We start from the raw sequence: 26,604 nt of genomic DNA, 5'->3' as shown, positions 1-26,604 counted from the left end.
CGGTCTTGAGGGCTAGGTGAAGATGCTGACGCCGCCGGGCCCCACCAGGAGCCCGAGGATGATGACGATGATGCCCAGGAGCACGCGGCCCCGGAAGATCATCGTGATGCCGTAGATGACGATGAGGACCGCGAGGATCCAGAGTATGAGTGCCATGCGGTCCGGATACCCACCGGCGCGGTGAATATGTCCGGTGCGGACGGCGCTTTCCGGCGGTTGTCGGTGGCACGTGGTCCACTTGGGGCGTGGAGGTCGCACTGGTGCCCGGGAGGGCCGGCGAGGGCTGGACGATGGCCCTGCCCGGCGGGGCTCCCGCGTACCATCCGGACCTCGCCGCGGCCGTGCGCGCGGCCGAGGCCGAGGCGCCGCCGCGGTGGGTGGCCGCCGACCTCGCGCGCGACTACCCGCCGCTGCTGGAGGCCGGGGCGCGGCTCGACCGGGCCCGCGACCTGCGGCTGGCCGAGCGCATCCTCTCCCGGGTGGAGGCGCACGACCCGCCCGCGTACGTGGTCGCCTCCGACCCTGACGCGGGGACGCTGTTCGAGCGCGAACCCGAGCCGGTCGACGGCCCCGCGGAGCTGACGCGGCTCCAGGCGGCGTGGCTGGACCAGCGGCGGCGCACCGCGAACGCCGCGATCCCGGGCCTGGGCGCGCTGCTGGCCGCCGAGTCGGCGGGGGCGCTGGTGGCCGCGGAGATGAGCCGCACGGGCGTGCCGTTCGACCGGGGCGTCCACGACCGGCTGCTGCGGGACCTGCTGGGCCCGCGTCCGTCCAAGGGGCTGCGGCCCCGGAAGCTCCAGGCGCTCGCCGACAAGGTCACCGAGGCGTTCGGGCACCAGTTGAACCCGGACTCGACGAAGCAGGTGCTCGCGGCGTTCCACGCCGCGGGCGTGGACGTGAAGACCACGCACGCGTGGGAGCTCCACTCGGTGGACCACCCGGCGGTCGAGGCGCTGAAGGTGTACCGCGAGCACGCGCGCGTGTGGGGCGCGTTCGGGTGGAACTGGGCCGACGCGTGGGTCCACGACGTGGTCGACCGGGAGACGGGGAGGGCGGCGAGCCGGTTCCAGCCGGTGTACATCGTCGGCGGCGCCGACACCGGCAGGTGGGGCACCGACGGGGGCGGGGCGCTGCAACTGCCCCACTCGGTGCGGGAGGCGATCCGCGCCGACCCCGGCTGGAAGCTCGTCGCGGCCGACGCGGCGCAGCTGGAGCCGCGCCTGCTGGCGGCGATCAGCGGCGACCGGGCGATGATCGCGGCCACGGCCGCCGACGACCTGTACACGGAACTGGCGCCGCGGCTCGGCGGCGAGCGCGGGAAGGCCAAGATCGCGCTGATCTCGGCGATGTACGGCGGGACGGCGGGCGACGCGCGCCAGCTCGTGCAGCTCATGCGGGACCGGTTTCCGGCCGCGTTCGAGCGGGTCGAGTCAGCGGCGCGCACGGGCGAGAAGGGCGGGCTGGTGCGCACCTGGCTGGGGCGGACGGTCCCGGCGCCCTCGGAGCGGTGGTGGCGCCAGCTCAACTCCGAGGACGGCACGAAGTCGTCGGCGTCGCGGGGCCGGTTCACGCGCAACTTCATCGTGCAGGGCACGGCCGCGGAGTGGGCGCTGGTGCTGCTGGCGCTCCTGCGCCGGGAGCTGCACGAGCAGGGCCTGGGCGAGCTGGTGTTCTTCCTGCACGACGAGGTGATGGTCCACTGCCCGCAGGAGCACGCCGAGGCGGTGTCGACCGCGATCGAGCGGTGCGCGGCGGCGGCGACGCGGACCCTGTTCGGCGACATGCCGGTGCGGATTCCGCTGCGGCCCAAGGTCGTGGACAGCTACGCGGAGGCGAAGTGAGGGCGCGCGGGGTGCGGGACCGGCGTCGAGGAGGAGGCGGGAGGACGCTTTCTTCTCCTGGAGTCGTAGTACCCGGGTACCACTCGCGTCCCTGAATATCGATCCCGAAACCGATGAACGCGCCCCGCGCGGGCCGTAGATTTCGGGGCATGATCGAGATCGAGCACTTGACGAAGCGCTACGGCAAGAAGACGGCCGTGGACGATCTGACGTTCGCCGTCAAGCCCGGCGTCGTCACGGGGTTCCTGGGGCCGAACGGCGCCGGGAAGTCCACCACGATGCGCGCCATCGTCGGCCTGGACGCCCCGACCAGCGGGCTCGCCCGCGTCAACGGCCAGCACTACTCGCAGTTCAAGTCGCCGCTGACCGAGGTCGGCGCGCTCCTTGAGGCGAAGTCGGTGCACGCCGGGCGCAGCGCGTACAAGCACCTGCTGGCGCTCGCCCGCACCCACGGCATCCCCGCCAAGCGCGTCCACGAGGTCATCGACCTCGTCGGCCTGCACGAGGTGGCCGGGAAGCGCGTGGGCGGCTTCAGCCTGGGCATGGGCCAGCGCCTGGGCATCGCGGTCGCGCTGCTGGGCGACCCGGCGGTGCTGATCCTGGACGAGCCGGTGAACGGCCTCGACCCCGACGGCGTGAAGTGGATCCGCCTGCTGCTCAAGGGCCTCGCGTCCGAGGGCCGCACGGTGTTCCTGTCCTCGCACCTGATGAGCGAGCTGGCGCAGACCGCCGAGCACCTCATCGTCATCGGGCAGGGGAAGCTCCTGGCCGACACGACGGTGGACGACTTCGTGAACGGCAGCGGGAAGGCCCGCGTGCGGGTCGTCTCGCCCGACGCGGCGCGCCTCGCCGAGCACCTCGCGGGGCCGGGCATCTCCATCGCCAGCCCCGAGCGGGGCGTCCTGGAGGTCTCCGGGACCGAGGCCGCGGTGGTGGGCCAGACGGCCGCCGCGCACGGCCTGGTCCTGCACGAGCTGCGGACCGACCGCGGCTCCCTGGAGGACGCGTTCATGCAGTTGACCGCCGATTCGGTGGAGTACCGACAGACCGTGGAAGGGGCGAACTGATGACCGCCGCCGCAATGACCGAACGACCGGCCGCGTACGTGCCGAAGGGCGGCTACCGCCTGACGGGCGCGGGGCTGCTGCGCTCGGAGTGGACGAAGCTGTGGTCGCTGCGCTCGACGTGGATCGTGCTCCTGTGCGCGGTCGTGTTCGCGGCGGGCCTGGGGGCCCTGATCTCCGCGAGCGTCCCGTCGGACCAGGGCCTGTCGGGCTCGGACACGGCGCTGAGCTTCGCGATGGCGGGCGTCTCGCTGAGCTCGGTGTTCATCGCCGTGCTGGGCATCCTCACGGTGACCGGCGAGTACTCGACCGGGTCGATCCGGTCGACGATGTCGGCCGCGCCCAAGCGCCTCGGGGTGCTCGGCGCGAAGGCCGCCGTGTACGGCGCGGTGGTGGCGGTCCTGTTCGCCGCCATGGTGTTCCTGACGTTCTTCCTGTCGCAGGCGCTGCTCGACGACCCCGCGCTGTCGGTGTCGCTGGGCGACGAGGGCGTGTCCCGGGCGCTGTTCGGGTACGTGGCGATGATCGTGTACCTGGCGCTGCTGGCGATCGCGCTCGGGTCGATCCTGCGGAACTCGGCCGGGTCGATCGCGTTCTACATCGGCGTCATCATGATCCTGCCGCAGCTGGCGACGATCCTGCCGTGGGACTGGGTCGCCGACGTGGTCCCGTACGCGCCGGGCAACGTGCCGAACACGCTGGTCCTGGTGGACACCTCGGGGCAGGCGCTGGGCCTGGGCGAGTCGTGGCTGTGGATGGGCGTCTGGCTGGTCGTGGCCTACGGGCTGGCGGGCGTGCTGCTCAAGCGCCGGGACGTGTGACGATTACCTCGTGGCGCAGGCCGTGAACCTCCCCCGCAAGCGCGGGCTGTGGCAGCGGGTGTCGGAGTTCGACTCCAGGCACCCGCTGCTTTGGGATCTGTTCCCGATCTTCCTGTACTCCTTCTTCGGGTGCATCGGCGCGATCGCCGCCGCGGTCGGGCAGATGGAGTTCGCGCACCCGTGGGCGCAGACGGTCGCGACGTTCCTGTTCCTGGTCCCCACGATCTGGCGGCGCAAGTACCCGCTCACGGTGCTGGCGAGCCAGGTCGTGCCGATGGCGATCACGATCCCGCTGGGGATCACCGCGAGCGGCGAGGGCTTCGTGAGCATCGCGGGGGGCCTGGCGTTCACCGTGGCGCTGTACAACGTGGTGCTGCGGCGGCCCCTGAGGATGCTGTGGTGGGCCGCGGCGGTGACGGGCCTGCCGTCGCTGGTCGACTGGCTGGTGAACCGGCCGCCGACGGGGATCGTCGCGTTCACCGTGTCGGGGACGCTGTACTTCGCGTTCATCGTGGCGATCGGCATGCTGGTGCGCACCCGGCGGGACTTCCAGAGCACGCAGCGCGACCAGGCGACCCGCGAGGCGGTCTCGGACGAGCGGAACCGGATCGCGCGGGAGATGCACGACATCATCGGGCACAACCTGGCGGTCATCAACGCGCTCGCCGACGGCGGCGCGTACGCGGCGACCGCCTCGCCGGAGAAGGCGAAGGAGGCCCTGGAGGTCATCGGGCGGACCAGCCGGGAGGCGCTCGGGGAGCTGCGGCGGGTGCTGTCGGTGCTCAAGGCCGAGGACCCGCAGGAGGTGGAGCTCGCGCCGCAGCCGGGCCTGGCCGACGTCGACGCACTGGTGGAGCGGGTCCGGGAGGCGGGCCTGCCGGTGGTGCTGCGGTCCTCCGGGGAGCACTGGGACCTCTCGGAGAACCAGCAGCTCGCGGTGTACCGCACGGTCCAGGAGTCGCTGACGAACGTCCTCAAGCACGCGAAGGGCCCGCGGCGGGCCGAGGTGTCGCTGGAGTACCGGGAGTCGGGGCTGGCGGTGACGGTGTCGAACACCGGGAACCGGGTGGACGAGGCGGGCACGTCGCGGGGGCTGGCGGGGCTGGCGGAGCGGGCGGCGGCGTTCGGCGGCACAATGGTGGCCGGGCCCGAGGCCGGCGGCGGCTGGCGGGTCGCGCTGTGGATGCCCGTCGACGGAAGGGAACGCCGGTGACCTCGCTGCTCATCGTTGATGACCACCCCTTGCAGCGCATGGGGTTCCGGATGCTCGTGGAGAGCCAGCCGGACCTGGTGGTGCTCGGCGAGGCCGAGAACGGCGCCGACGCGGTGCGCCGGGCCACCGAGCTGAGCCCTGACGTGGTCCTCATGGACGTGCGCATGCCCGGGGTGGACGGCATCGAGGCGACCCGGCGGATCATCGCCGCGGGCGGGCGCAGCCGGGTCCTGGTGCTGACCACGTTCGACCTGGACGAGTACGCGTACGCGGCGCTGCGCGCGGGCGCGAGCGGGTTCCTCGTGAAGGACGCGCAGCCCGAGGAGCTGCTCACGGGCATCCGGGTGGTGGCCGCGGGCGACGCGGTCGTGGCCCCGAAGCTCACGCGGCGGCTGCTCGACCGGTTCGCCGACCAGTTCCCCGTCGAGGGCGAGGAGGAGGCGAACATGAGCGCGCAGCTCGACGTCCTCACCGAGCGCGAGCGGGAGGTGCTGACGGCGATCGGCAAGGGCTGGAACAACACCGAGATCGCCGGGCGGTTCCACCTGGCCGAGTCGACGGTGAAGACGCACGTGGGGCGCATCCTCGCGAAGATCGGCGCCCGCGACCGGGTGCAGGCGGTCATCTTCGCCTACAACACGGGCCTGGTCGCCCCCGACGGGCGCTGAGTCACGTCCGCGTGAACGCGAGCAGGTCGCAGTCGGCCTCGACCGGCCGCGGGTCGGTCTCGGCGGCGGCGTCGGCGGCCATCGCGGCCAGGCCGTCCCGGTACTCGGCCTCGGTGAGGTGCTCGTAGACCGAGAGGGCGCGCAGGCGCTGGCGCTCGGTGTACTCGGCGAGGCTGTCGGCCGAGCGGTGGCGGACCTCCACGAGCCCGGCGGGCGCGAACCCGGCGTCGCGGAAGACCGCCTCGGTGTCGGCGAGGGTGGGGAACACTTCGGCGTCGATGTCCCTGGTGCGCGGGAAGTACCGGTAGAGCAGCAGGTCCTTGAGGCGGTCGGCGAGCGTGGTCGCGATGAGCAGGCGCGCTCCGGGCGCGAGGACGCGGGCCAGTTCGCGGGCGGCCGCGGGCCGGTCGGGCACGTGGTGCCAGACCAGGAACATGAGCGCGAGGTCGGCGGACCCGTCGTCCAGGGGCAGGTCGGCGGCGCTGCCGGGGACGTACGTGACGAGCGGGTGCGCGGACTGGGCGTGGGCGACCTCCCGCATCCGCTCCGAGGGTTCGACGCCGACCGTGGCGGCCCCGAACTCCTCGGCCAGCGCGGGCGTGAACCGGCCGGTGCCGGAGCCGACGTCGGCGACGCGGCTGATGCGGCGGTCCCCGGCGAGGGACCGGAACGCGCGCGTCCAGGCGCGGCGGCTGGAGGGCAGGAGCCTGCGGCCCCGGGCGTATCCGGCGTGCTGGGTCCGGTCGTAGTCGACGCGTTCGATCCTCATGGCTCCTCGTCTCGGTCGGCGGCGGTGGGCGTCCAGAAGCGGAGTTTGTCGCCGCGGCGGTCGTCGAGTACCCCGCCGTTCTTCTCGATCACCTTGCGGGAGGCGGTGTTGTCGGCGTCGCAGGTGATGAGGGCGCGGTCGATGCCGAGGGCGGCGGCGACGGGGAGGGCGGCGGCGAGCATGGCGGTGGCGTGGCCCCTGCGGCGCGCGGAGGGGCGCACGTCGTAGCCGATGTGGCCGCCGACCTCCATGAGGTGGGCGTTGAGGGTGTGCCGGATCGCGATGCGCCCGAGGTAGGTGTCGCCCTCGGCCCACCAGAGGGTGGTGAAGGGGACGAAGCCGGGCGGGGCGGTGGTGCGCCAGGCGAGGACGTCGGCGACGTACTCGGCGGCCCATTCGTCGCCGGGGCGCAGGTAGTTGCGGATGATCGTGTCGGTCCCGGAGTCGCCGGTCCCGCCGCCCTCGGCGATGAACTCGTGGAGGGCGGCGGTGAACGAGGGGGCGAGGCGCACGGTCGGGTCGATGAGTTCTGGCACGGTTTCGACGCTAAAGGACCGGTCCTGGGGCCGCAACCGCATTCCCGGGGCCGCACGCCGAGTTCGCGGTGCGGCGCGCGGAATGTAGCGCGGTCGTCATCTTCCGTTGGTACCGTTGCGGGTCGGTTCTAGGGAGGTACGTCATGGGCGGTTCGGTGCTGGCGGCTTCGGTGCTGCTGTTCGACATGGACGGGACGCTGGTCGACTCGACGGCGTCGGTGGAGCGGGCGTGGGGGCGGTTCGCCGGGCGGCACGGCCTGGAGGCGTCGGCGATCCTCGCGGTGGCGCACGGGCGGCCCACGATCGAGGTGGTCGCGGAGTTCGCGCCGCACGGCGTGGACGTGGTGGCCGAGACCGACCGGATCGAGGCCGAGGAGATCGACCGCACGGACGGGATCAGCGAGATTCCCGGCGCGGCCGCGCTCCTGGGGTCGCTCGACCCGGCCCGCTGGGCCGTGGTCACCTCGGCGACGCGCGCGCTGACGCTGCGCCGCCTCGCGGCCGTGGGCATCCCCCTGCCGAAGATCCTCATCGCGGCCGACGACGTGACCAAGGGCAAGCCGCACCCGCAGCCGTACATGCTCGCGGCCCGGGCGCTGGGCGCCGACGCGGCCGACGCGGTGGCGTTCGAGGACGCCCCGGCGGGCCTCACGTCGGCGACGGAGGCCGGTGCCGCCGCGGTGGTCGTGGGCGGCTACCGCGGGGAGGCCGCCGCCGGGCTGCCGCGCGTCGCGGACCTGACCGGCGTCGCGGTCGCCCAGAACGGACCGGTCCTGGAAGTCCGCCTCCCCTGATCCGGCCGCCGGGGCGCTGAACGGAGAGGGCCGCCCGCCGCGAACGCGGCGGGCGGCCCTCGTTTCGGCTCAGGCGACGGGCTGGGCGGCCTGCATGCTGGCGAGGCGGGCGGCGCGCAGGCGTCCGGCGAGGTCGCGGGTGGGGCCGCCGCGGACAAGGAGGACCAGCCACGGGTCGTCGTCCATGCGGGCGGCGCTGACGAGGGCGAGGGCCATGATGTGGGCGCAGACCTCGCGGGAGTCGGCGCACCCGCAGGAGGTGGTGATGCGGTTGTGGTCCTCGGTGACGAACTTCTTGGGCAGCAGGCGCATCCCGGTCTCGGCGAGCACGTCGTCGATGCGCTTGGGCAGCCGCCCGGCGAGGAGCCCGGCGACGCACGAGGGCGACAGCGACAGGGCCGACAGGCCCGCGGTCCACGCGGACTTGCTGTACACGGGGATGGCGATCTCGGCCTCGTAGAGGCCCGCGCCGTCGGCGACGGTGCCGGAGACCAGGCCCGGCTCGATCGAGAGGCCGGTGACCGAGCCGCGCCCGGCGATGGCGCGGCCCTTGACGATGCGCTGGTCGGGGTAGTTCAGGCCGATGGTCTCCAGGGCCCGCCACCACTTGCGGCCCCACCAGGTCCGGCCGTACGGGTCGCTCACAGGTGGCCTCCCTGGTCGTCGAGTTCGATGAGTTTGCGCAGCTGGGAGTCGTCGAGTTCGCCCAGCCAGTCCTCGCCGGAGCCGACCACCGCTTCGGCGATGGCCCGCTTGCGGGCGAGCAGCTCGTCCACGCGCTCTTCGAGGGACCCGGCGGTCACCAGCTTGTGGACGTGCACGGTCTGGGTCTGCCCGATGCGGTGGGCCCGGTCGGTGGCCTGGTCCTCGACCGCGGGGTTCCACCAGCGGTCGTAGTGGACGACGTGCGAGGCGCCGGTGAGGTTGAGGCCGGTGCCGCCCGCGCGCAGCGAGACGAGGAGGATCGCGGGGCCCTCGACGGTCTGGAACTCGTCCACGAGCTTGTCGCGGGCGGGCTGGTCGAGGCCGCCGTGGAGGAACGGGGCGGCGACGCCGAGCTCGGCCTCCAGGTGGCGCGAGAGCAGCTCCCCCATCTGCCGGTACTGGGTGAAGATGAGGGTCTTGTCGCCTTCTTCGACGACCTCGGTGAGCATCTCGGTGACGCGGTCGAGCTTCCCGGAGCGCTCGGCGAGGTGCCCGTCCCCGACGCCCACGTACTGCGCGGGGTGGTTGCAGATCTGCTTGAGGCGGGTGAGGAGCTTGAGGACGCGGCCGCGGCGGGTGATGCCGTCGCCCAGGCCCTCGTCGAACGCCTCGCGGATGGCCTCGCGGTACAGGCCCGCCTGCTCGTCGGTCATCGTGCAGGCCACGACGGACTCGATCTTCGGGGGCAGGTCGGCGGCGACGTCCTCTTTCATGCGGCGCAGCACGACCGGGTCGATGCGGGCGCGGAGCGTCGCGGCGGCCACGGGGTCGCGGCCGATCTCGATGGGGTCGGCGAAGCGGCGCTTGAAGTCGGCCTGGATGCCGAGGAGCCCGGGGTTGACGAACTCGGAGATCGACCACAGCTCGGCGAGGTGGTTCTCCACGGGCGTGCCGGTCAGGGCGATGCGCACGCGGCCGGTGAGGTCGCGGACGGCCCCGGCGGTGCGCGAGCGGTGGTTCTTGATGGCCTGGGCCTCGTCGATGACGATGGTGTCCCAGCCGATGGAGCGCAGCAGTTTGATGTCGCGCAGGGCGATCGAGTACGAGGTGACGACCACGTCGGTCTCGGTGAACGGCGCCGGGGACTTCGTGCGGGCCGGGCCGTGGTGCAGGTGCACCGACAGCTGCGGCGCGAAGCGCGCGATCTCGCGCTGCCAGTTGCCGACCAGGGACGTCGGGCAGACTACCAGGTGCGGTGCGAGCCCGGCGCGGCGCACGAGCAGCCCGATCGACTGGAGGGTCTTGCCCAGGCCCATGTCGTCGGCGAGGATGACGCCGGTGCCGCCGTCGGCGGCGGCTTCGAGCCAGGCGATGCCGTGGGCCTGGTACTTGCGCAGGTCGGCGTTGACGCGGACCTCGCCGGGGTCGGCGTGCTGGGCGGTGATGAGCCGCAGGTTCAGGCCCGAGTCCGAGCGCAGCAGCTCGGTGTAGGACTCCACGAAGGCGCCCACCAGGGCCTTCGCGGTCCACACGTGGCCCTCGGAGTGCGGCGCGGAGTGGCCCTCGGCGGGGAGCTCCCCGGCGATGCGGTCGAGGTCGTCGAACTTGTCGTCGTCCACCGCGTTGGCGATCCGGGCCCAGATCGCCACGGACTCGGTGATGTCGGGCCGGGAGGCGATGCGGGTGAGCGCGGGCAGGACCGGGCGGACCGGCATCGCGACGCCCTCGACGTCCACCAGCTCGCCGCCGAGGTACAGCTCCGCCTCGACCGGGTCGCCCGGGGGCAGTCCGAGCTCGGCCACCGCGGCCTCCGGACGCCCGCCCCCGAAGAACAGGAGCCGCCCGTCGGCCGGGGAGGCGTGGTCGGGCAGGAAGGTGGCGTGCAGTTCGCTGGGTGGCAACGAGGCTCCTACGGTGGGAAGGCAGACGTGCCATTTTGCCACAAGCACGGGCCCGAACCCAAACGCGCGAACCGTTATGAGGTGATTTGCACGGTTCTTAGCGGAACGGGGCGGGTCCGCCCGCCACCGCCGCCGCGGTCTCACGCGTCGGCTTCGGCACCGGTCGGCCCCGCCCCGTCAACCCCAGAGCAAAGTCCGCGGGAGGGCCGCCGTGCGGACCGCGCGAGCGCGGCGCCGCGTCCCTCCACATTGAGGTCGAGTGGGCATCCTTCGGACAGAAGGATGTGCAAACGTGTAGAAGTTAGCGGTAAATTCCAACACTGTCAATACCGGACCCGCATGGCGGACTCACGACAGCGGGCACCGCAGCGCCAGGTCGAACGCCGCGGAGTCCTGGTACTGCGCGATCGCCCCTTCGAGGTCCTCGGGGGCCGCGGTCGCGGCGAGGTCCTGGACCCGCTCGACGTAGACCGCGGTGAGCGCCTTGAGGTCCGGGTCCTCGATCTCGTTGCCGAGGGCCTCCATCTCGTCCACCACCGACTCCACGTCCCCGCCCGCGGCGCCCCCGGCGGCGTCGAGGGCCTGCCAGGTGCGGCCGCAGTCCGCGGCGTACCGGTCCGCGTCGCGCTGGAGGTCCCCGTCGGTGTCGGTCCCGTCGGCGCCGCCGGCGCACTCCGCGAGCATCCACAGGACCAGCAGGACCCCGATGGTCCACGCGAAGACCTTGACCAGGCGCACGTCGATCATGTTCGCCCCCATCGCGAGAGAGCCGTCGGTCCAGTCTACGCGGGACGGAGCGCCCGGCGGTTTTGTGAATGCGTTTTCCGGTCGGTAGGCTGGGCCCGTCCCCCGACCCCTGAAGGGAGCCCCCTTGGACGTCCTGTGCCTCGGCGAGTCGATGTGCGTCTTCGCGCCCGCGACCGCCGGACCCCTGCGCACGGCGGTCGAACTCCACGCCGGCGTCGCCGGGGCCGAGTCGAACGTCGCCGTCGCGCTCGCCCGCCTCGGCGCGCACGCCGCCTGGCACGGCAAGGTCGGCGACGACCCGTTCGGCCTGCGCATCAAGGACGTCCTTGAGGAGGCGGGCGTCGACTGCGCCGGGATCGGCACCGACCCCGCGCGGCCCACCGGCGTCTACTTCAAGGACCCCGGCCCCGAGGGCACCGTCGTCCACTACTACCGGCGCGGCTCCGCGGCCTCGACCATGGGCCCCGGCCACCTCGACGGCCTGGAGCCGCCGAAGATCCTGCACCTGTCCGGGATCACCCCGGCCCTGTCGGAGTCCTGCGCGGCCCTGGTGGAGGAACTGCTCGTGCGGCGGGCCCTCGCCCCCGCGGTCGTGAGCTTCGACGTCAACTACCGCCCGGCCCTGTGGCCGGTCGAGGAGGCCGGGCCGGTGCTCGCGCGCCTCGCCGACGCCGCCGACATCGCGTTCGTCGGCCTCGACGAGGCCCAGGTCCTGTGGGGCGTCAAGACCCCCGAGGACGTGCGCGACCGCGTCCCGGACGCCGCGGTCCTCGTCGTCAAGGACGGCGGGAACGGCGTCACCGCGTTCGACGGCGAGGAGCGGCACTACACGGCCGCCGAGCCCGTGGACGTGGTCGAGCCGGTCGGCGCGGGCGACGCGTTCGCCGCCGGGTTCCTCTACGGCCGCTTGCAGGACGCGTCCGTCGCCGCGTCCATGCGCCTGGGCCACCGGCTCGCCGCCGGGGCCCTCCAGACCGTCGGGGACCTCGCGCCCCCGCCTTCCCCCGAGACCGTTCGAGCCCTCCTGGAGGACCAGTGACCGTTGACCAAGGCGCCTTCTTCGACCGCCTCTTCGCCGACCAGCGCGTCATGGCGATCTGGCGCGGCCTGCCCGCCGACGAGACCGTGGCGCTCTCCGAGCGGCTCTGGGACGCCGGGATCGACCTCGTGGAGGTCCCGATCGGGCGGCCCGGCCAGGAGGAGGCGCTCGCCGCGGCGGTGAAGGCCGCCGCGCCGCGCGGGCACCTCGTGGGCGCCGGGACCGTCGTCTCGGCCGGGCACGTCGAGCGCGCCGCCGCCGCGGGCGCGGCCTACACGATCGCGCCGGGCCTGAACCCGGCGGTGCTGGAGGCCTCGCACGCCGCGGGCCTGCCGCACCTGCCGGGCGTGGCGACCGCCAGCGAGGTCGGCCTCGCGCGGGAGCTGGGCTGCACGTGGGTGAAGGTCTTCCCCGCGTCCTCGCTGGGCAAGGACTGGTTCAAGGCGATGGCCGGGCCGTTCCCCGAGGTCAAGTACGTGGCCACCGGCGGCGTCGGCCCCGACGAGGTCGAGGCGTACCGCCAGGCCGGGGCCTCGGTCATCGGCATGGGGTCGGCGCTGGCCGACCCGGCGAACATCGAGAAGCTGCTGGCCTAGAGCTTGCCGAGGAGGGAGACCACCGGGTAGCCGGTGAGGCGGTCGCGGCCGTTGAGGGCGCCGATCTCCAGGAGGGCGGCGCAGGCGGCGACGGTGCCGCCGAGGCCCTCGACGAGGCGGACCCCCGCGGCCATGGACTCGCCGGTGGCGATGACGTCGTCCACCAGCAGGACCCGGTCGCCCTCGCGCACGGCGTCGGCGTGGAGTTCGACGCGGACCTCCGCGTACTCGCCGCGGTAGGTCTCCACGGCGGCGCGGCGGGGCAGCTTGCCGGCCTTGCGGATCGGCAGCAGCGGCGTGCCGGTGCGGTCGGCGAGCGGCGCGGCCCAGAGGAACCCGCGGGCGTCGAACGCGGCGATCGCGTCGTACGGGTACGGCCCGCACGCCTCCTGGAGGCGGTCGATCGAGGCGCGGAACGCGTCGGGGGCGGCGAGCAGCGGCGTGATGTCGCGGAAGCCGACCCCGGGTTCGGGGAAGTCGGGGACGACGGGCACGTATTCGGTCAGGTCCACGACGGCAAGACTAGCGGGTGACCTGGCGAACTTCGGGGCCCGGCCGGAATCCGGGCCGGGCCCCGGACCTCAGCCCTTGAGGCCGGTCTGGGCCACGCCCTGGACCAGGAAGCGCTGGAGGAACAGGAACACGAACACCAGCGGCAGGATCGCCACGAGCGCGGCGGCGAAGAGCTGCGAGAGGCTCACCGTCTGCGCCGTCAGGAACGTGGAGAGGGCGACCTGCACGGTCCACGAGTCCGGGGACCGGCCGATGACCAGCGGCCACAGGAACGCGTTCCACGCGCCCACGAACGTGATGACCGCGATCGCCGCGAGGAAGCTCCCCGAGTTCGGGATCACGATGCGCCAGAACGCGCCCCAGTGGCTCAGGCCGTCCACGCGGGCGGCCTCCTCCAGCTCCCGGGGGAAGCCCAGGAAGTACTGGCGGCACAGGAACGCCGCGAAGCCCGAGAACAGGCCGGGGATGATCAGGCCCCGGTAGTCCGAGAGCCAGCCGAGGCTGGAGACCATCACGAAGCTGGGCACGAACGTGATCGCGCCGGGGATCATGAGGGTGGCCAGGACGGTGTAGAACACCTTGTTCGCGTGCCGCCACGGGATGCGCGCGAGCCCGTACCCGGCGGTGGTGCACAGGAACAGGGTGCCGGCCGTGGTGAGGACGGCGACGATCGCGGAGTTCAGGAGCGACCGGGCCATCGGCACCGACGGGTCGTCGAACAGCCGCGAGAGGTTGTCCCAGGCGGGGTCGGAGGAGAACCACATCCAGCCGGGGGCGGTGATCTCCTGGTCGGTGGCGAAGGCGTTGCGCAGGATCAGGTAGAACGGGATGAGGAACAGGACCGCGAGCACGGCGAGGACGACGAGGACCGCGAGGTTCGCGCCCTTCGAGCCGATGCCGGGCCGGTAGCCGACGGGCTTGGCGCGCAGCGGGGTCGATGCCATTGCTACTTCTCCTCCGCGTTGCCGAATCCGAGGAACCTGCCCTGGAGGACCGTCACGATCGCGATGATGAGCGCCAGGATCAGCGCCCCCGCGGAGCCGCGGCCCAGGTCCTGCTGGGTGCCGAGCGCGGTCGTGTACAGGTACATCAAGGGGGGTCTGGCGTAGGCCTGGTTCCCGATGAGGTTGTAGAACTCGTCGAACGCCTGGTAGGCGGCGATGAGGATGAGCATGAGGACCGCCACGGAGGTGGCCCGCAGCTGCGGGAGCGTGATGTGCCAGAAGGTCTGGCGGCCGGGCTTGGCGCCGTCCACGTAGGCGGCCTCGTAGAGGTGCTCGGGGATCTGCTGGAGCGCGGCGATGAACAGGATCATGTAGAAGCCGCACTGGATCCACAGGCGCAGCGTCACGATGACCAGCCAGTACCAGGGCGGGCTCGGGTCGAACAGCCACGGCACGTCCTCGATGCCGAACAGGTCCAGGACCGAGTTCGCCATGCCGTAGCGCACGCCGTTGAAGATCGACATCTTCCACACCAGCGAGGCGACCACGTAGGAGCACGCGAACGGCAGGAAGAACACCGACCGGAAGAACGCCCGCATGAGCCGGACCCGGTTGAGCAGCAGGGCGAGCGCGAGCGAGCACGCGAACGTGAGCGGGACGATGAAGGCCGCGAACACGGTGAACGTGACGAGGCTGTCGGTGAACGCCGCGTCCTGGAGCATCCGGGCGTAGTTGCCGAGGCCCACGAAGTCCTCGGGCAGGGGTGTCACGGTGTTGCGCGCGTCGAAGAACGACAGGTACGCGCTCCACACGACGGGGATGTAGGTGAAGACGAGGAGCCCGATGAAGAAGGGCCCCACGAAGTACCAGAAGGTGAGTGCGGTCCGCCAGCCGCCCGGGCGGCGGCGGGACCGGGGCGCTCGGCCCCCGGTGCCCGCCGCCCCGGGCGCGGCGGTCTCGGTCGAGACGGCCACGGTGCCCCCGGTCAGCCGAAGATCGAGTCGAGCTCGGTCTGGATGGTCTGGGCGGCGGTGTCGAACTCGGCCGAGGGGTCGGCGCCTTCGAGCACGATGTGGGTCATCATGTCGTCCACGGCGGTCTCCATGGTGGGCGTCCAGTTGGGGTCGTCGCCCCAGCCGAAGTCCTGGGAGATCTGGACGGCGGTGGCGGCGGGGCCCTCGGCGAGGGCGTCGGCGTTGGCCGCCATGGACTTGCGCGGCGGGATGTGGAAGCCGTAGGAGAGGCACCAGTCCTGGATGTACTCCTCGTTGTCGATCCACAGCCACTTGGCGAAGGCCTTGGCCTCGTCGACGTGCTCGGACTTGGCGTTGACGAACGTGGACCAGCCGCCGTTGTAGACCGTCTGCGCGCCGCCGCCGAAGCCGGGGAAGGGCATGACGGCGATGTCGTCGCCGTAGGTGTCGATGATCTGCGGGAGGGCCCACAGGCCGCACCACTGGATCGCGCACAGGCCCTGGATGATCGAGGACGGGTCCCAGGCCTCGGTGGGGGCGCCGATGAGGAGCGAGCTGGACTCGTGGAGGGCCTTCACCTGGAGGGCTCCGGCGACGACGGTGTCCTTGTCGAAGCCGATCCGGTGGTCGTCGGTGAGGAGGGTCTGCCCGGCGGAGAAGACGATGGGCTGGAACAGCTTCGTCGCGGAGTCGTCGTTGCCGAGGAAGAGGCCCTTGACGTCGCCGGTGGTGAGTTCGGCGGCGGCGGACATGAGGTCGTCGAAGGTGGTCGGCTCGGTGATCCCGGCGTCGGCGAAGAGGGACGGCCGGTAGTACAGGAACTGCGGGTCGTCGATCATCTGGATGCCGTAGACCTTGCCGTCGATCGAGTTGCGCTTGACGTCGATCTCGGTGAAGTCGTCGAGGACGCCCTCGAAGATGTCGTCGAGTGGCACGATCTGCCCTGAGTCCACCATGGAGCGGTTGAGGTGGCTCTCGAAGACGTCGGGGTAGTCGCCGGGCTTGTCGGCGAGGAGCCCGGAGGAGAGGGCGGTGTCGTAGTCGCCGGGGACCCAGTTGATGGTGACGGTGGCGTCTTCGTATGCGGCGGCGTACTTCTCGGCGGCCTGCTGGGTGCCCGCCTCGCCGTACTGGTGGTACCACTGGTAGAGGTTCACGCCGTCGCCGGAGCCGCCGCGGCCGGTGTTGGAGCCGCACGCGCCGAGCGCGCCCGCCCCGGCGGCGAGGCCGCCGAGCGCGAGCATGCGGCGACGGTTGAACGCCAGGCCGGCAAGCGCCTGCTTGGACGAACGGTCAGTGCTGAAGGCCATTTCTAGCTCCTCGCTACGTTGAGAGGTCGGAAGGGCTCCCGCGCGACTCCGGGTCATGGTCGACGCCGCAGCGGAGATTCGACATCCGTCGATTCGTCTCTCAGTGTTGCGAGGGTCACTCACTTTGTCAATGGGTTGAAACAAGCCTCGTGGTAACGATTCGTGCGCGCTTCCGTTGGAAGCGCTCGGTTTTTGTGCGGTGCCAGGGGGTCCGGTCAGCGGCGGCTGCGCGAGCCCACGGTGTTGAGCCGGTTCAGGTGGCCCTCCAGGGCGAGTGCGGCCGCGCCGAGGGCGACCATGTTGCGCTCCTGGGTGTTCCGCTTCAGGCGGGCGGCCTTGAGCGGGGCCTCCATGGCGTGGGCGGCGAGGCGGCGCTCGAACTCGGGGACGAGCGCGTCCCCCAGGGCCCAGGTGACCCAGCCGTCGAGGACGACGAGGTCGGGGTTGACGAGGTTGAGCAGGTTCGCGACCCCGGCGGCGAGGGACTCGGCGACGGTCTCGACGGTGCGCACCGCGGAGGGCTCTCCGGCCTCCCAGGCGGCGGCGAGCGCGGCCATGGCCTCGGTCTGGGAGCCCGCGGCGGCGCGGCCGTCGAACTGGGCCCACTGCGCGAGGATCGCGGGCGCGCCCACGTACGCCTCGATGCAGCCTTTCGCGCCGCAGCGGCACTGCGGGCCGCCGGGGTTGATGGTGGTGTGGCCCCACTCCCCCGCGGAGTTGGTGGCGCCGCGGTAGAGCTGCCCGCCGAAGGCGAGCCCGGCGCCCACGCCGGTGCCGAGGATGAGCACGGCGAGGCGGTCGACGCCGCGCCCGTCGCCGAACCAGAGCTCGCCGACGGTGATCGTCTTCAGGGGATTGTCCAGGTAGACCGGGACGTCGAGTTCGAGGCGCTCGGTGAGGAGGCGCCGGAAGGGCACGTCGTGCCAGTTCCAGTTGGGCGCGAACCCGGAGACGCCCCAGGTGACGTCGACCTGCCCGGGGAGGCTGACGCCGACGCCGAGGATCGCGCGGTCGCCGAGGCGGGAGCGGACCTGGTCCATGGCGGAGGCGATGTGGCCGATGACCTGGTCGGGGCTGTTCTCACTGGGCTCCATGCGCTCCTCGACCCGGTCCACCACGGTCAGTGCCAGGTCGTAGACTTCGAGCTGCACGTACGTCTCGGCGACGTCGACGCCGATCATGACGCCGCCGCCCGCGTTCGGGGCCAGGAGCGCCCGGGGGCGCCCGCCGCCGGAGTCCTCGCGTCCCACCTCCACGACGACGCCCAGCTCGATCAGGTCGGTGACCAGGTTCGACACCGTCGCCACCGAGAGGTCGGTCTCGCGGGCGAGGATCTGGCGGGAGGTCGGGGCGTCCGCGATGAGGTGCCGCAGCACTGCGAAGCAGTTGCGCAGGCGGATATCGCGCGAGGTGGACTTCATGGCTGAATGCTACGGCGGGTGCGCCACTTTGTAAATGGGTTAGTTGAAGGGGGCCGTCACTTTGGAAGCTCGGATTCTGGGCAGGACCGGCGCGAGCGTCGGGGTCGTGGGCTTCGGCGCGTGGCAGATCGGCGCCGACTGGAGCGCGGTCAGCGAGGACGACGCGACCGCGGCCCTGGAGGCCGCCGCCGCGGCGGGCGTGACCTTCTACGACACGGCCGACGTGTACGGCGACGGCCGCTCGGAGCGGTTCGTGGGCGCGTTCCGCAAGGCGCACCCGGGGGTCTTCGTCGCGACGAAGATGGGCCGCCGCGCCGAGCAGGTCCACGGGAACTACAGCGAGGCGAACTTCCTGGCCTGGAACGACGACTCGCGCGAGCGCCTCGGCATGGACTCGCTGGACCTGGTCCAGCTCCACTGCCCGCCCGCGAGCGTCTACGGCGACGACGCGGTGTTCGCCGCCCTCGACGCGATGGTCGCCGAGGGCCGCATCCGGCACTACGGGGTCAGCGTCGAGACCTGCGAGGAGGCCCTCGCGGCCATCGCGAGGCCGGGGGTGGCGACGGTGCAGATCATCCTGAACCCGTTCCGGCAGAAGCCCCTCGAACGCGTCCTCCCGGCCGCCGCCGACGCGGGCGTGGGGATCGTCGCGCGCGTCCCGCTCGCGTCGGGGCTCCTGTCCGGCAAGTACACGGACCGGACCGAGTTCGCGGCCGACGACCACCGCAACTACAACCGCCGCGGCGACGCGTTCGACGTCGGCGAGACCTTCGCGGGCGTCGACTACGCGACGGGCCTCGAAGCGGTCGAGCGGCTCCGGCCGCTCGTGCCCGAGGGGATGACCATGGCGCAGTTCGCCCTGCGCTGGATCCTCGACCAGCCCGGCGTCTCCGTGGTGATCCCCGGGGCCCGCAACGCGGAGCAGGCGGGCGCGAACGCGGCCGCGGCCTCGTTCGCCCCCCTGGGCGCGGACCTCCACGCGGAGGTCCGCGCCGTGTACGACGACCTGGTCAGGCCGCAGGTCCACCACCGCTGGTAGGCGGCGTCAGTAGCCCTTCTCCATGCGCTCCACCGCGTCCTTGGCCTCCTTGAGGCCCAGGCCGGTGTGCTCGCGGTACACCTTGATCGCCTGGATCTTGCGGCCCGAGCGGATCTCGGAGCGGACCTCGGCGAGCCAGGGCTCCTCGGGCGGCGCGGCCTGGGCGATGCCCAGGTTGGCCATGATCAGGTCGAGCTTGTACTCGATGCGGGCCAGGGCCTGCATCGTGATGTAGTCGCGGGGTTGCGCCATGCGGTGTGCTCCTTCCTCAGGGCGCACATTGTGTCACCCGGCCGGGCGGTGGAGGTCGCGGCGCTCGGGGCCGGGGGTGAAGCCCGCGGCCTTGTAGGTGGGGACGGCGCCGGGGAGGTCCGAGGGGGTGACGACGTCGACGCCGGAGGCGCCGAGGTCGCGCAGGGCCGCGGCGGCGGCGATCGTGACGGCCTTCCCGAGGCCCTTGCCGCGGTGGGCGGGGTCGACGCCGAGCGGCTCGATGAGGCCCGGCTTCCCGGGCCCCGCGGTCCACACGGTGATCGCGGCCACCGGGGCGCCGTCCTCGACGGCGAGGAGGCTCCGGGCGTCGGCGTAGGCGGGTCCGGCCGCGAGCTCTCGCCAGCGCTCGGCGCTGAACGTGGAGCCCTGGAAGGAGGCGCGGACGATGGCGGCGTAGGCCTCGGCGGTGTCGGGGCCGACGGTCTCCACGGTGACGCCGGGGTCCTCGACGGGTTCGGCGAGGTCGCGGTGGAGCGGGGTCCAGGCCTCGCCGAGGGTCCAGCCGCGGGCGGGGAGGAGGTCGCGCAGGAGCGAGTCGGCGGGGGCCTCGACGTCGGCTTCGCCCGCGGCGAGGACGCCGCGGTCGGGGTCGGCGAAGTCGTCGGCGATGCGCGCGGTGAGCTCCTCATCGCGGCGGGCCGCGGGGTCGGTGGCGAGGCGCACGAGGCCGGGTCCGTCGAGGAAGCCGACGGCGAGGATCGTGCCGCCGCGGCTCCAGGTGCGCAGGGCGGCGGCGGTCTCGGCCGCGCCGAAGCGGTGGTACCAGCCGATGTCGCCGGGGTGCAGCTGGACGGGGTCGCCGTCGCGCTGCCAGTCGCGGAGCGCGTCGAGGACGGCTGCGGGATCGTCGGGGGTGTCGAGTCGTACGGATACGGTCATGCGGGTGATCCCATCACCCCAGGGGGCGCACGCGCCACTGGTTTAACCGAAGCGGGCGTTGCAGGTCGGGGTCGGCGGTGAGGGCGACGGCCGCGGTGTCGATGTCGGCGGGGCCGGGCATGACGCTGCCGGGGAGGGCGACGGTGGCGGTGCCCCAGGCGACGGCGGCGGCGAGCGCCTCGGGCCCGGAGCCGCCGCTGGCGAGGAAGCCCGCGAGGGTGGCGTCCCCGGCGCCCACGGCGCTGACGAGGGGCCGCGGGTGCGGGACGTGCGCGTGGTGGACCCCGGTGCCGTCCACGAGGATCGCGCCGTCGGGGCCGAGGCTGGCGAGGACCGCGGCGGCGCCCGCGGCGCGCAGGGCCTGCGCGGCCTCGATGGCGTCGCCGAGGGTGCCGACGGCCCTCCCGGAGGCTTCGGCGAGCTCCTCGCGGTTGGGTTTGACGAGGTCGGGGCGGGCGCGGAGGCTCGCGGCGAGGGCCGGGCCGGAGGTGTCGACGGCGGCGAGGGCCCCCGCGTCGCGGGTGCGCTCGACGAGCACGGCGTAGAAGTCGGCGTCCACGCCGGGCGGCAGGCTCCCGCACCCGGCGATCCAGGACGCGGAGCGCTCCAGTGTGGGCGTGATGGCGGCGACGAGGAGTTCTTCGATCTCGGTGGGCCGCAGGGCGGGGCCGGTCTCGTTGAGCTTGGTGACGGTCCCGTCGGCCTCGGCGATGGCGAGGTTGGAGCGGATCGCCTGGGAGACGGGCACCTCCTCGATGGGGACGCCGGCCTCGTCGAGGAGGTCGAGGAGTTCGGCCCCGGCGTGGCCGCCGGTGGTGAGGACCGCGCAGGTGCGGTGGCCGTTGGCGACGAGCGCGCGGGAGACGTTGACGCCCTTGCCTCCCGGGTCCACGCGGTCGCCGGTGGCCCGGTGGATCTCGCCGCGCAGGAGCCGGTCGACCGCGATCGTGCGGTCGAGGCTGGGGTTGGCGGTGACCGTGACGATCATGCGGACCTCCGATTCGCTTCGGTGCAACGCTACCGCCAGCCGAGTGCCGATCGGTGCTTGAATACGGGCATGGGCATCTCGATCCTCAAAGGCGACATCACGCTCCAGCACGCCGACGCGATCGTCAACGCCGCGAACTCGTCCCTGCTGGGCGGCGGCGGGGTGGACGGGGCGATCCACCGGGCGGGCGGGCCCGCGATCCTGGAGGCGTGCCGGGACCTGCGGGCGTCGCGGTACGGGCGGGGCCTGCCGACCGGGCAGGCCGTCGCGACGACCGCCGGGAGGCTCCACGCGCGCTGGGTGATCCACACGGTCGGCCCGGTCCACTCCCCCGACGAGGACCGGAGCGCGCTCCTCGCCTCGTGCTACCGGGAGTCGCTGCGGGTCGCCGACGAGCTGGGGGCCGCGTCGATCGCGTTCCCGGCGGTCTCGGCGGGCGTGTACCGGTGGCCCGCGGCGTCGGCCGCCCAGATCGCGGTCGCGACGGTCCGGGAGACGCCCACCGAAGTGGACGACGTCCGGTTCGTCCTGTTCAACGACGAGGTCTACGCGGCATTCGAGCGGGCGCTGGGCTGAGTGTCGTACCCCGCCGGTACGGTCGGACCCCCGCCGCACCGACCGAAGGGGACCGCATGAAGACGCTCGGCAAGGACGCGTTCGCCGCCGCCGAACGGTACATGGAACTGCACGCCAGACTCGTCGACCGGCTCCGGTTCGCGCACGCGTTCGGCGGCGCGCCGGGCGAGCTGGTGCGCAACGCCGTCGCCGCCTACCAGAACCTCGACGGGGGCTTCGGCCACGCGATCGAGCCGGACCTGCGCGGCTCGGCCGGGCAGCCGCAGGGCGTGGAGATCGCCCTCGGGATGCTCGAAGGGATCGCCGCGGCCGAGGAGCCGCTGCTCCTGCGCGCCTGCGACTGGCTCGCGGCGCACTCCACTGCGGACGGCGGGGTGCCGTGGGTGCTCCCGAGCGTCCTCGGCGACCCGCGCGGGCCCTGGTGGCAGCCGCAGGGCGAGGAGCCCCCGGCCGCGCTCAACCCGACCGCGCCGGTCGCCGGGCTCCTCCACGCGTTCGGCGTGGACCACCCGTGGCTCGGACCGGCGACCGAGTACTGCTGGGGCGCGATCGCGGCGGTCGGCGAGGTCGAGGCCTACGACGCCATGTGCGTCCTGGGCTTCCTCGAACGCGTCCCCGACCGGGAGCGCGCCGAAGCGGAGTTCGCGCGGCTGCGGGAGCCGCTGCGCACCAGCGCGGCCCTGGACCCGGACGCGCCGGGCCACGTCCACTCCCCCGTGGACCTCGCCCCGCGGCCGGACTCGCTGGGGCGGCGCCTGTTCAGCGACGAGGAGATCGGCGTCCACCTCGACCGGATCGTGGAGGACCAGGGCGAGGACGGCGGCTGGGCCCCGAACTTCGCGATGTGGACGCCCGTGGTGGTCCACGAGTGGGGCGGGTACCTGACGCTCGCGCGGCTGGAGACCCTGAAGGCGTACGGCCGGATCGATTGAGCCCGTCGGGCACGCGGACGGCCCCGTCTCGGGGGCGGGGCCGTCCGGCCGGAGTCTTACGCGGGTTTGCGGGCCTCGCCCGCGAGGTGGGGGCTGACTTTGAGGGGGTAGGGCAGGAACGGGAGCTTCTCGGGGGTGAGGCCCGCCGTGTCGAACCCGGCGGCGGCGAGGTTCGCGCCGGTGTCGCGGGAGGTGTGGCAGCCGCCGAACACGTGCGACCAGAGCGCGACGTCGAAGAGGTATTCGAGCGCGCGGATGTTGCGGTTCGCGGAGCCGACGTGCTCAAGGAGCACGAGGCGCCCGCCGGGCTTGAGGACGCGGTGGATCTCCGCGAGCGCCCGGCCCTGGTCCTCGACCGAGCACAGCACCAGCGTCGCGACGACCGCGTCGAAGGAGTCGTTCTCGAACGAGAGCTGCTCCGCCTGCCCGTCGAGGACGACGGCCTTGCGGCCCAGCTCCTCGGCGCGGGCGACGGCGAGGTCCCGCATGGACTCCTCGGGTTCGACCGCGACCAGGTCGGTCACGGCCTCGGGATAGTGCGTGAAGTTCGCGCCGTGGCCGCAGCCGACCTCCAGCACGCGTCCGTCCAGTCCTGCCAGGAGCCGCGCCCGCTGCTCGCCGAGGCCGCGGTCCTCGATGGACGCGGCGGCCTTGGGGTACCAGCGGGCGAAGAGGCGGTGGCTCCTTCGTGCCATGTCTACTCCTCGTCGTTCTGCGACCGGGCCAGGAGGACGACGGCCACCACGATGGCGACGAGCAGGATCACGGCCACGAGGAAGGTGTCCACCGCGAACAGGGCGTTGAGGCCCCAAGCGAGGAACGGGGCCATGACGACGAGCACCGCCGTCAGGGCGATCCACCGCGCGTTGCGGCTCATGAAGTCCATCGGCGCTCCTCCCGGGTTCTCCCCGAGCCTACGGGGTCGCCGCCGCGGGCGGGGTCGCCGCCCTAGTTGGTGCGCGTGTTGGGCAGGTGGTCGCCGAGGTACCCGATCCACACCTTCCCGGTGGCACCGCCCGCGTCGTCGAGGAAGTGCATGCGCGGCGCGGGCGAGCCGACCGGCTGGAGCTTGACGTGGGCGGGCATGTAGACCCGGCCCGAGGGGTCCAGTTCGGCGGGGACGCGGAAGACCCGGGCCTTGTAGAACTTCGGGTTCCCGGCCACGGAGGTGGACTCCTTCATGGACACCATGGTCGGGATGATGTGCGGTCCGCCGGGCAGCGGGCGCGAGCACCAGTCGTAGAAGCCGCCGGTGAAGCGGTCCTCGGCGCGGGCCGCGGCGTAGGCGTCGAGGGCGCGCAGTGCGTCCCAGGCGCGGGCGGCCCAGCGGCGGCGCTGGCGCGGGTAGGTGACGTCGAGGCGCGAGACCTCGGTGTCGAGCGTGTCGGGCAGGTCGAGGCGGCGCAGCTGCCCGCGGGCGCGCTGCACGACGTCCATGAGGCACTCGGCGTTCCAGGGGCCCTCTGGGTCCTCGTCCTGGACGCCGTAGACGGGGTCGGCGTGCTCGGCGAGGCGCCCTTCGAGCCAGCGGATGCGGTCCTGGGCCTTGCGTTCCTGCTCTTGGAGTTCGACGTAGTCCATCTCCAGCTGGCCGTACTCGCGGCGCAGCCGTTCGAGCTCGTCGCCGCGCCCGCGGCGGCCGAGGAGGCCGGTGGTCTCGACGGCGCGGGTGAGGGCCTGGAGGTGCGCGGACATGGTCCTGATGAGCGCGGTGGTCTCGGAGTCGCCGCCGCGGGCCATGTCCACGAGCGCTTCGAGGACGGCGTCGTCGAGGTGGTCGGCGAGGCGCGCGGCGATGGCGCCCGCGAGGCGGCCGTCCTCGGGGAGGGCCGGGAGGTCGGGAGCGGGGAGGCCGGGGGCCGCCGGTTCGGCCGCGACCGGCGCGGTCGGCTCCTCGAATGCGGGTTCCGGCTCGGGCGCGGGCGGTTCGGGGGCCGCTTCCGGCTCCACCGCTTCCGGCTCCGGCACCGGGTCCTGCGGCGCGGCCTGCTTGGGGATCTTCGGCGGGCGCGGGACGGCGATGGCGGCCGGGCTCGGCGGAGCCGCGTGCAGGTCGGCGGGGTCGAGCGCGCCGGAGAGGACGCGGGCGACCCGCGGCTCCGCCTGGCGGACGTCGGCGGGGACCTGGCGGTGCGCCGACAGCTCCACGACCCCGGTGACGACCACGCCGAGCGCGCGGGTGCCGTGCTCGCGGATGGCGTTGCCCCCGCGCGGCTGGTGGCGCATCGCGTACGACTCCTCGCCGGGCCGCACGCCCGGCAGGTAGGTGCGCAGGCCGCCGCCGAAGACGCTCAGGTCCGGGCCGAGCCAGGCGTTCAGCTCGTCCTGGGTCTTCGCGTCGTAGAGGCGCACCACGGACGCGACGCCCGCGAGCGCCTCCGCGAGGTGGTCGGCGCAGGCGGCGGCCACGGCCGGGTCGGTGCGGTCCACGGTGAGGACGATGAGCGGCACGGCCCGGGAGCGGTTCGCGAGCCGCCCGGTCAGGTCCTTGACCTCCTCGGGGCCGACGAGGTGCGCGCCCGCCTCGACGGGGACGGCCCCGTCGGTGGCCCGGCCCGTCGCGAGGAACGCGGGCATGAAGCCGGGGGCGCGGACCGGTTCGGCCGTGGGCGACAGGTCGCCTTCGACGGTGACGAGGACCCAGCTCTTCTCGGGTCGTCGCCCGGCGGCCCAGGTCGCGGTGGTGCGCAGGCGCCCGGCACCGGTGGGCACGTCGAGCGCGTACCGGCCGCAGACCTCGGTGTCGGCCAGGGTGGCGCGGGTGCGGCCGCGGGAGTGCTCCAGCAGCGGGGAGCCGTCGTCCTCGACGCGCGCCCACGCGGCGAACGCGCGCCGCAGCCGGGGGCCGAGCCGTTGCCCGCCGTCGCGGAGTACTGCCTGGTAGAACAGCGTCACTGTCGCCTCCAGCGGTCCCTCGGCGGCCACGTGCTGAGGGAACATGCTACTGGAGCGCGGTCCTCCCGTCGTCCCCCAAATCCGATAGGGACAGTCCGGGGCGGAAAGCGGGACGGGCCCGCCTCCCGGAGGAAGCGGGCCCGCACGGCTCGACGCTGTCTGCGGTGACGCGGCTCAGGCGGTCTCGGCGGCCGGCTCGTCGGGCCGCGCCTCCGACTCGGCAGCCGGGTTGTTGGCCTTGTCGAGGACCGGCCCGCCCACGTCGCGCTCGGCGAGGTGGCGGCGCACCGAGTACCAGACTGCGGCGATCCACACCACGGCGATGGCGATGTAGGCGATGATCTGGACGGTGTTCGAGGCGGCGATCCAGTCCGAGCGCAGGAGCGTGCGGACGTTGGTGAGGATGATGACGCCGCCGACGGCCGAGCCGAGGACGCGCGGCGGGATGTGCCGCACCAGCCACGCCGCGATCGGCGCGGCGATGAGCCCGCCGAGCAGGAGCACGCCGACCCACGCGAAGTCGATGCCCTGGCTGCCGAGCGCGAACAGGAAGCCCAGCGAGGCGGCCAGCGCGACGAGGAACTCGGAGGTGTCGATCGAGCCGATGACCTTGCGGGGCTCGATGCGGCCGCTGGCGAGGAGCGCGGGCGTGCCGACCGGGCCCCAGCCCCCGCCGCCGGTGGCGTCGAGGAAGCCGCCGACGAGGCCGAGCGGGGTGAGGAACCGCTTGCGCAGGGGCTTGCCGAGGTTGCGGCCGTCGAGGCCGCGGAGGGTGAAGCGGATGAGCAGGTAGAGGCCGAGGCCGAGCAGGATGATCGACATGACCGGGGCGGCGAGCTCGGTGGAGAGCCAGGACAGGAAGGTGGCGCCCGCGAAGGCGCCGACGGCACCGGGGATGCCGATCTTGAGGACGACCTTCCAGTCGACGTTGCCGAAGCGCCAGTGGGAGGCGCCGGAGGCGAGGGTGGTGCCGATCTCCGCGAGGTGGACGGTGGCCGAGGCGGCGGCGGGGTTGGTGCCGATCGCGAGGAGCAGGGTGGTCGAGGTGACGCCGTAGGCCATGCCGAGGCTGCCGTCGACGAGCTGGGCCACCAGGCCGACGATCCCAAGGAGGACGAGGGTTTTCACGGGGTTGCCTTCCGAGACGGTAACCGGGCAAATATCTCTACCAAATCTATGGGAAATATAGACAGGTTGCGGGTGAACGTCAACCGCCGGTCCCGGTC

The 26,604-nt window shown here is 73.0% G+C and carries 29 protein-coding genes; 11 read left to right on the top strand and 18 right to left on the bottom strand.

Annotated features, from left to right (window positions below; all coding sequences use genetic code 11):
* Positions 1–12 precede the first annotated feature (12 nt).
* On the bottom strand, positions 13–156 hold the full coding sequence (locus ACFFXY_RS22380; protein WP_382355986.1) for a GPGG-motif small membrane protein: 144 nt from the start codon (positions 154–156) through the stop codon (positions 13–15).
* Positions 157–245: 89 nt separating this feature from the next.
* Between ACFFXY_RS22380 and ACFFXY_RS22375 the strand changes: the two genes are divergently transcribed.
* The 5 genes from ACFFXY_RS22375 (at position 246) to ACFFXY_RS22355 (ending at position 5,607) form a co-directional block, all read left to right on the top strand.
* Entirely contained in the window at positions 246–1,841 is a 1,596-nt protein-coding gene (locus ACFFXY_RS22375) for a bifunctional 3'-5' exonuclease/DNA polymerase (protein ID WP_382355983.1), read from the top strand.
* A gap of 149 nt (positions 1,842–1,990) precedes the next feature.
* Positions 1,991–2,908 (top strand): ABC transporter ATP-binding protein, encoded by a 918-nt coding sequence (locus ACFFXY_RS22370; RefSeq protein WP_382355980.1) that lies wholly within the window; start codon positions 1,991–1,993, stop codon positions 2,906–2,908.
* The gene (locus ACFFXY_RS22365; protein WP_382355977.1) at positions 2,908–3,726 is read left to right on the top strand and encodes an ABC transporter permease; all 819 of its coding nucleotides are present in this window, start codon (positions 2,908–2,910) and stop codon (positions 3,724–3,726) included. Before ACFFXY_RS22370 ends, ACFFXY_RS22365 begins: the two co-directional genes overlap by 1 nt.
* Positions 3,727–3,736: 10 nt before the next feature.
* The gene (locus ACFFXY_RS22360; RefSeq protein ID WP_382355974.1) at positions 3,737–4,939 is read left to right on the top strand and encodes a sensor histidine kinase; all 1,203 of its coding nucleotides are present in this window, start codon (positions 3,737–3,739) and stop codon (positions 4,937–4,939) included.
* Positions 4,936–5,607 carry a response regulator gene (locus tag ACFFXY_RS22355; RefSeq protein WP_382355971.1) on the top strand — a complete coding sequence of 224 codons (672 nt, stop codon included), beginning with the start codon at positions 4,936–4,938 and terminating at the stop codon, positions 5,605–5,607. The genes ACFFXY_RS22360 and ACFFXY_RS22355 overlap by 4 nt, the downstream gene beginning before the upstream one ends.
* A gap of 1 nt (position 5,608) precedes the next feature.
* Here the strand turns inward: ACFFXY_RS22355 and ACFFXY_RS22350 are convergent, their stop codons facing one another.
* Together ACFFXY_RS22350 and ACFFXY_RS22345 are read right to left on the bottom strand one after the other, a co-directional pair.
* A complete protein-coding gene (locus ACFFXY_RS22350; protein ID WP_382355968.1) occupies positions 5,609–6,376 on the bottom strand; it encodes a class I SAM-dependent methyltransferase in 768 nt (255 codons plus the stop codon).
* Entirely contained in the window at positions 6,373–6,912 is a 540-nt protein-coding gene (locus ACFFXY_RS22345) for a GNAT family N-acetyltransferase (RefSeq protein WP_382355965.1), read from the bottom strand. The genes ACFFXY_RS22350 and ACFFXY_RS22345 overlap by 4 nt, the downstream gene beginning before the upstream one ends.
* Before the next feature lie 143 nt (positions 6,913–7,055).
* Here ACFFXY_RS22345 and ACFFXY_RS22340 point away from each other — a divergent pair, with 143 nt between their 5' ends.
* On the top strand, positions 7,056–7,706 hold the full coding sequence (locus tag ACFFXY_RS22340) for an HAD-IA family hydrolase (protein ID WP_382355962.1): 651 nt from the start codon (positions 7,056–7,058) through the stop codon (positions 7,704–7,706).
* Positions 7,707–7,775: 69 nt separating this feature from the next.
* Here ACFFXY_RS22340 and ACFFXY_RS22335 read toward each other — a convergent pair whose 3' ends face one another.
* The 3 genes from ACFFXY_RS22335 to ACFFXY_RS22325 all read right to left on the bottom strand — a co-directional run bounded on the left by ACFFXY_RS22335 (position 7,776) and on the right by ACFFXY_RS22325 (position 10,999).
* Positions 7,776–8,351 carry an SWIM zinc finger family protein gene (locus tag ACFFXY_RS22335; RefSeq protein WP_382355959.1) on the bottom strand — a complete coding sequence of 192 codons (576 nt, stop codon included), beginning with the start codon at positions 8,349–8,351 and terminating at the stop codon, positions 7,776–7,778.
* Complete coding sequence (locus tag ACFFXY_RS22330) at positions 8,348–10,252, bottom strand: DEAD/DEAH box helicase (RefSeq protein WP_382355956.1); 1,905 nt, start codon at positions 10,250–10,252, stop codon at positions 8,348–8,350. Before ACFFXY_RS22330 ends, ACFFXY_RS22335 begins: the two co-directional genes overlap by 4 nt.
* Before the next feature lie 348 nt (positions 10,253–10,600).
* The gene (locus tag ACFFXY_RS22325) at positions 10,601–10,999 is read right to left on the bottom strand and encodes a hypothetical protein (RefSeq protein ID WP_382355953.1); all 399 of its coding nucleotides are present in this window, start codon (positions 10,997–10,999) and stop codon (positions 10,601–10,603) included.
* A 124-nt stretch (positions 11,000–11,123) separates the two neighbouring features.
* Here ACFFXY_RS22325 and ACFFXY_RS22320 point away from each other — a divergent pair, with 124 nt between their 5' ends.
* Both ACFFXY_RS22320 and ACFFXY_RS22315 read left to right on the top strand, forming a co-directional pair.
* Positions 11,124–12,038, top strand: a complete 915-nt coding sequence (locus ACFFXY_RS22320) for a sugar kinase (RefSeq protein WP_382355950.1) — start codon at positions 11,124–11,126, stop codon at positions 12,036–12,038.
* Positions 12,035–12,634, top strand: a complete 600-nt coding sequence (locus ACFFXY_RS22315; protein ID WP_382355947.1) for a bifunctional 4-hydroxy-2-oxoglutarate aldolase/2-dehydro-3-deoxy-phosphogluconate aldolase — start codon at positions 12,035–12,037, stop codon at positions 12,632–12,634. The genes ACFFXY_RS22320 and ACFFXY_RS22315 overlap by 4 nt, the downstream gene beginning before the upstream one ends.
* On the opposite strand, the gene ACFFXY_RS22310 is transcribed toward ACFFXY_RS22315, so the two are convergent.
* From ACFFXY_RS22310 to ACFFXY_RS22290, 5 genes are all read right to left on the bottom strand, one after another.
* Positions 12,631–13,146, bottom strand: coding sequence for an adenine phosphoribosyltransferase (locus ACFFXY_RS22310; protein WP_382355944.1), 516 nt, complete (start codon positions 13,144–13,146; stop codon positions 12,631–12,633). The genes ACFFXY_RS22315 and ACFFXY_RS22310 overlap by 4 nt on opposite strands.
* A gap of 69 nt (positions 13,147–13,215) precedes the next feature.
* Complete coding sequence (locus tag ACFFXY_RS22305) at positions 13,216–14,091, bottom strand: carbohydrate ABC transporter permease (protein WP_382355941.1); 876 nt, start codon at positions 14,089–14,091, stop codon at positions 13,216–13,218.
* A gap of 2 nt (positions 14,092–14,093) precedes the next feature.
* Positions 14,094–15,065, bottom strand: coding sequence for a carbohydrate ABC transporter permease (locus tag ACFFXY_RS22300; RefSeq protein ID WP_382355938.1), 972 nt, complete (start codon positions 15,063–15,065; stop codon positions 14,094–14,096).
* 11 nt (positions 15,066–15,076) lie between these two features.
* Positions 15,077–16,375, bottom strand: coding sequence for an ABC transporter substrate-binding protein (locus ACFFXY_RS22295; protein ID WP_382355935.1), 1,299 nt, complete (start codon positions 16,373–16,375; stop codon positions 15,077–15,079).
* Between the two features lie 215 nt (positions 16,376–16,590).
* Positions 16,591–17,796, bottom strand: a complete 1,206-nt coding sequence (locus tag ACFFXY_RS22290) for an ROK family transcriptional regulator (protein ID WP_382355933.1) — start codon at positions 17,794–17,796, stop codon at positions 16,591–16,593.
* 61 nt (positions 17,797–17,857) lie between these two features.
* Here ACFFXY_RS22290 and ACFFXY_RS22285 point away from each other — a divergent pair, with 61 nt between their 5' ends.
* On the top strand, positions 17,858–18,835 hold the full coding sequence (locus ACFFXY_RS22285) for an aldo/keto reductase (protein WP_382355930.1): 978 nt from the start codon (positions 17,858–17,860) through the stop codon (positions 18,833–18,835).
* Positions 18,836–18,841: 6 nt separating this feature from the next.
* Here ACFFXY_RS22285 and ACFFXY_RS22280 read toward each other — a convergent pair whose 3' ends face one another.
* The 3 genes from ACFFXY_RS22280 to pfkB are packed head-to-tail and all read right to left on the bottom strand — an operon-like array spanning position 18,842 to position 20,975.
* Complete coding sequence (locus ACFFXY_RS22280) at positions 18,842–19,087, bottom strand: ribosomal protein L7/L12 (RefSeq protein ID WP_382355927.1); 246 nt, start codon at positions 19,085–19,087, stop codon at positions 18,842–18,844.
* A gap of 33 nt (positions 19,088–19,120) precedes the next feature.
* On the bottom strand, positions 19,121–19,987 hold the full coding sequence (locus ACFFXY_RS22275) for a GNAT family N-acetyltransferase (protein WP_382355924.1): 867 nt from the start codon (positions 19,985–19,987) through the stop codon (positions 19,121–19,123).
* 13 nt (positions 19,988–20,000) lie between these two features.
* On the bottom strand, positions 20,001–20,975 hold the full coding sequence (gene pfkB, locus ACFFXY_RS22270) for a 1-phosphofructokinase (protein ID WP_382355921.1): 975 nt from the start codon (positions 20,973–20,975) through the stop codon (positions 20,001–20,003).
* A gap of 69 nt (positions 20,976–21,044) precedes the next feature.
* Here pfkB and ACFFXY_RS22265 point away from each other — a divergent pair, with 69 nt between their 5' ends.
* Positions 21,045–21,551: an O-acetyl-ADP-ribose deacetylase gene (locus ACFFXY_RS22265; protein WP_382355913.1), complete on the top strand. Its 507-nt coding sequence runs from the start codon at positions 21,045–21,047 to the stop codon at positions 21,549–21,551.
* Between the two features lie 56 nt (positions 21,552–21,607).
* On the top strand, positions 21,608–22,483 hold the full coding sequence (locus tag ACFFXY_RS22260; RefSeq protein ID WP_382355910.1) for a hypothetical protein: 876 nt from the start codon (positions 21,608–21,610) through the stop codon (positions 22,481–22,483).
* A gap of 56 nt (positions 22,484–22,539) precedes the next feature.
* On the opposite strand, the gene ACFFXY_RS22255 is transcribed toward ACFFXY_RS22260, so the two are convergent.
* From ACFFXY_RS22255 to ACFFXY_RS22240, 4 genes are all read right to left on the bottom strand, one after another.
* Complete coding sequence (locus tag ACFFXY_RS22255) at positions 22,540–23,178, bottom strand: class I SAM-dependent methyltransferase (RefSeq protein ID WP_382355907.1); 639 nt, start codon at positions 23,176–23,178, stop codon at positions 22,540–22,542.
* A 2-nt stretch (positions 23,179–23,180) separates the two neighbouring features.
* Positions 23,181–23,369 (bottom strand): hypothetical protein, encoded by a 189-nt coding sequence (locus tag ACFFXY_RS22250; protein ID WP_360058211.1) that lies wholly within the window; start codon positions 23,367–23,369, stop codon positions 23,181–23,183.
* 62 nt (positions 23,370–23,431) lie between these two features.
* Positions 23,432–25,408, bottom strand: coding sequence for a hypothetical protein (locus ACFFXY_RS22245; RefSeq protein WP_382355904.1), 1,977 nt, complete (start codon positions 25,406–25,408; stop codon positions 23,432–23,434).
* Between the two features lie 144 nt (positions 25,409–25,552).
* Entirely contained in the window at positions 25,553–26,506 is a 954-nt protein-coding gene (locus ACFFXY_RS22240) for a sulfite exporter TauE/SafE family protein (RefSeq protein WP_382355901.1), read from the bottom strand.
* Between the last annotated feature and the right edge of the window lie 98 nt (positions 26,507–26,604).

Source organism: Glycomyces mayteni (assembly GCF_042428885.1).
Classification (GTDB): domain Bacteria; phylum Actinomycetota; class Actinomycetes; order Mycobacteriales; family Micromonosporaceae; genus Glycomyces; species Glycomyces mayteni.
Note: the sequence above shows the minus strand (reverse complement) of the source record. Positions and strands in the feature narration are given on the sequence as shown.

Bases quoted from the DNA above. Each gene is read 5' to 3' on its own strand.
- ACFFXY_RS22275 (WP_382355924.1), bottom strand. From the start codon at position 19,987: ATGACCGTATCCGTACGACTCGACACCCCCGACGATCCCGCAGCCGTC.
- ACFFXY_RS22365 (WP_382355977.1), top strand. From the start codon at position 2,908: ATGACCGCCGCCGCAATGACCGAACGACCGGCCGCGTACGTGCCGAAG.
- ACFFXY_RS22255 (WP_382355907.1), bottom strand. From the start codon at position 23,178: ATGGCACGAAGGAGCCACCGCCTCTTCGCCCGCTGGTACCCCAAGGCC.
- ACFFXY_RS22295 (WP_382355935.1), bottom strand. From the start codon at position 16,375: ATGGCCTTCAGCACTGACCGTTCGTCCAAGCAGGCGCTTGCCGGCCTG.
- ACFFXY_RS22380 (WP_382355986.1), bottom strand. From the start codon at position 156: ATGGCACTCATACTCTGGATCCTCGCGGTCCTCATCGTCATCTACGGC.
- ACFFXY_RS22340 (WP_382355962.1), top strand. From the start codon at position 7,056: ATGGGCGGTTCGGTGCTGGCGGCTTCGGTGCTGCTGTTCGACATGGAC.
- ACFFXY_RS22350 (WP_382355968.1), bottom strand. From the start codon at position 6,376: ATGAGGATCGAACGCGTCGACTACGACCGGACCCAGCACGCCGGATAC.
- ACFFXY_RS22250 (WP_360058211.1), bottom strand. From the start codon at position 23,369: ATGGACTTCATGAGCCGCAACGCGCGGTGGATCGCCCTGACGGCGGTG.
- ACFFXY_RS22305 (WP_382355941.1), bottom strand. From the start codon at position 14,091: ATGGCATCGACCCCGCTGCGCGCCAAGCCCGTCGGCTACCGGCCCGGC.
- ACFFXY_RS22265 (WP_382355913.1), top strand. From the start codon at position 21,045: ATGGGCATCTCGATCCTCAAAGGCGACATCACGCTCCAGCACGCCGAC.
- ACFFXY_RS22370 (WP_382355980.1), top strand. From the start codon at position 1,991: ATGATCGAGATCGAGCACTTGACGAAGCGCTACGGCAAGAAGACGGCC.
- pfkB (WP_382355921.1), bottom strand. From the start codon at position 20,975: ATGATCGTCACGGTCACCGCCAACCCCAGCCTCGACCGCACGATCGCG.
- ACFFXY_RS22280 (WP_382355927.1), bottom strand. From the start codon at position 19,087: ATGGCGCAACCCCGCGACTACATCACGATGCAGGCCCTGGCCCGCATC.
- ACFFXY_RS22325 (WP_382355953.1), bottom strand. From the start codon at position 10,999: ATGATCGACGTGCGCCTGGTCAAGGTCTTCGCGTGGACCATCGGGGTC.
- ACFFXY_RS22260 (WP_382355910.1), top strand. From the start codon at position 21,608: ATGAAGACGCTCGGCAAGGACGCGTTCGCCGCCGCCGAACGGTACATG.
- ACFFXY_RS22290 (WP_382355933.1), bottom strand. From the start codon at position 17,796: ATGAAGTCCACCTCGCGCGATATCCGCCTGCGCAACTGCTTCGCAGTG.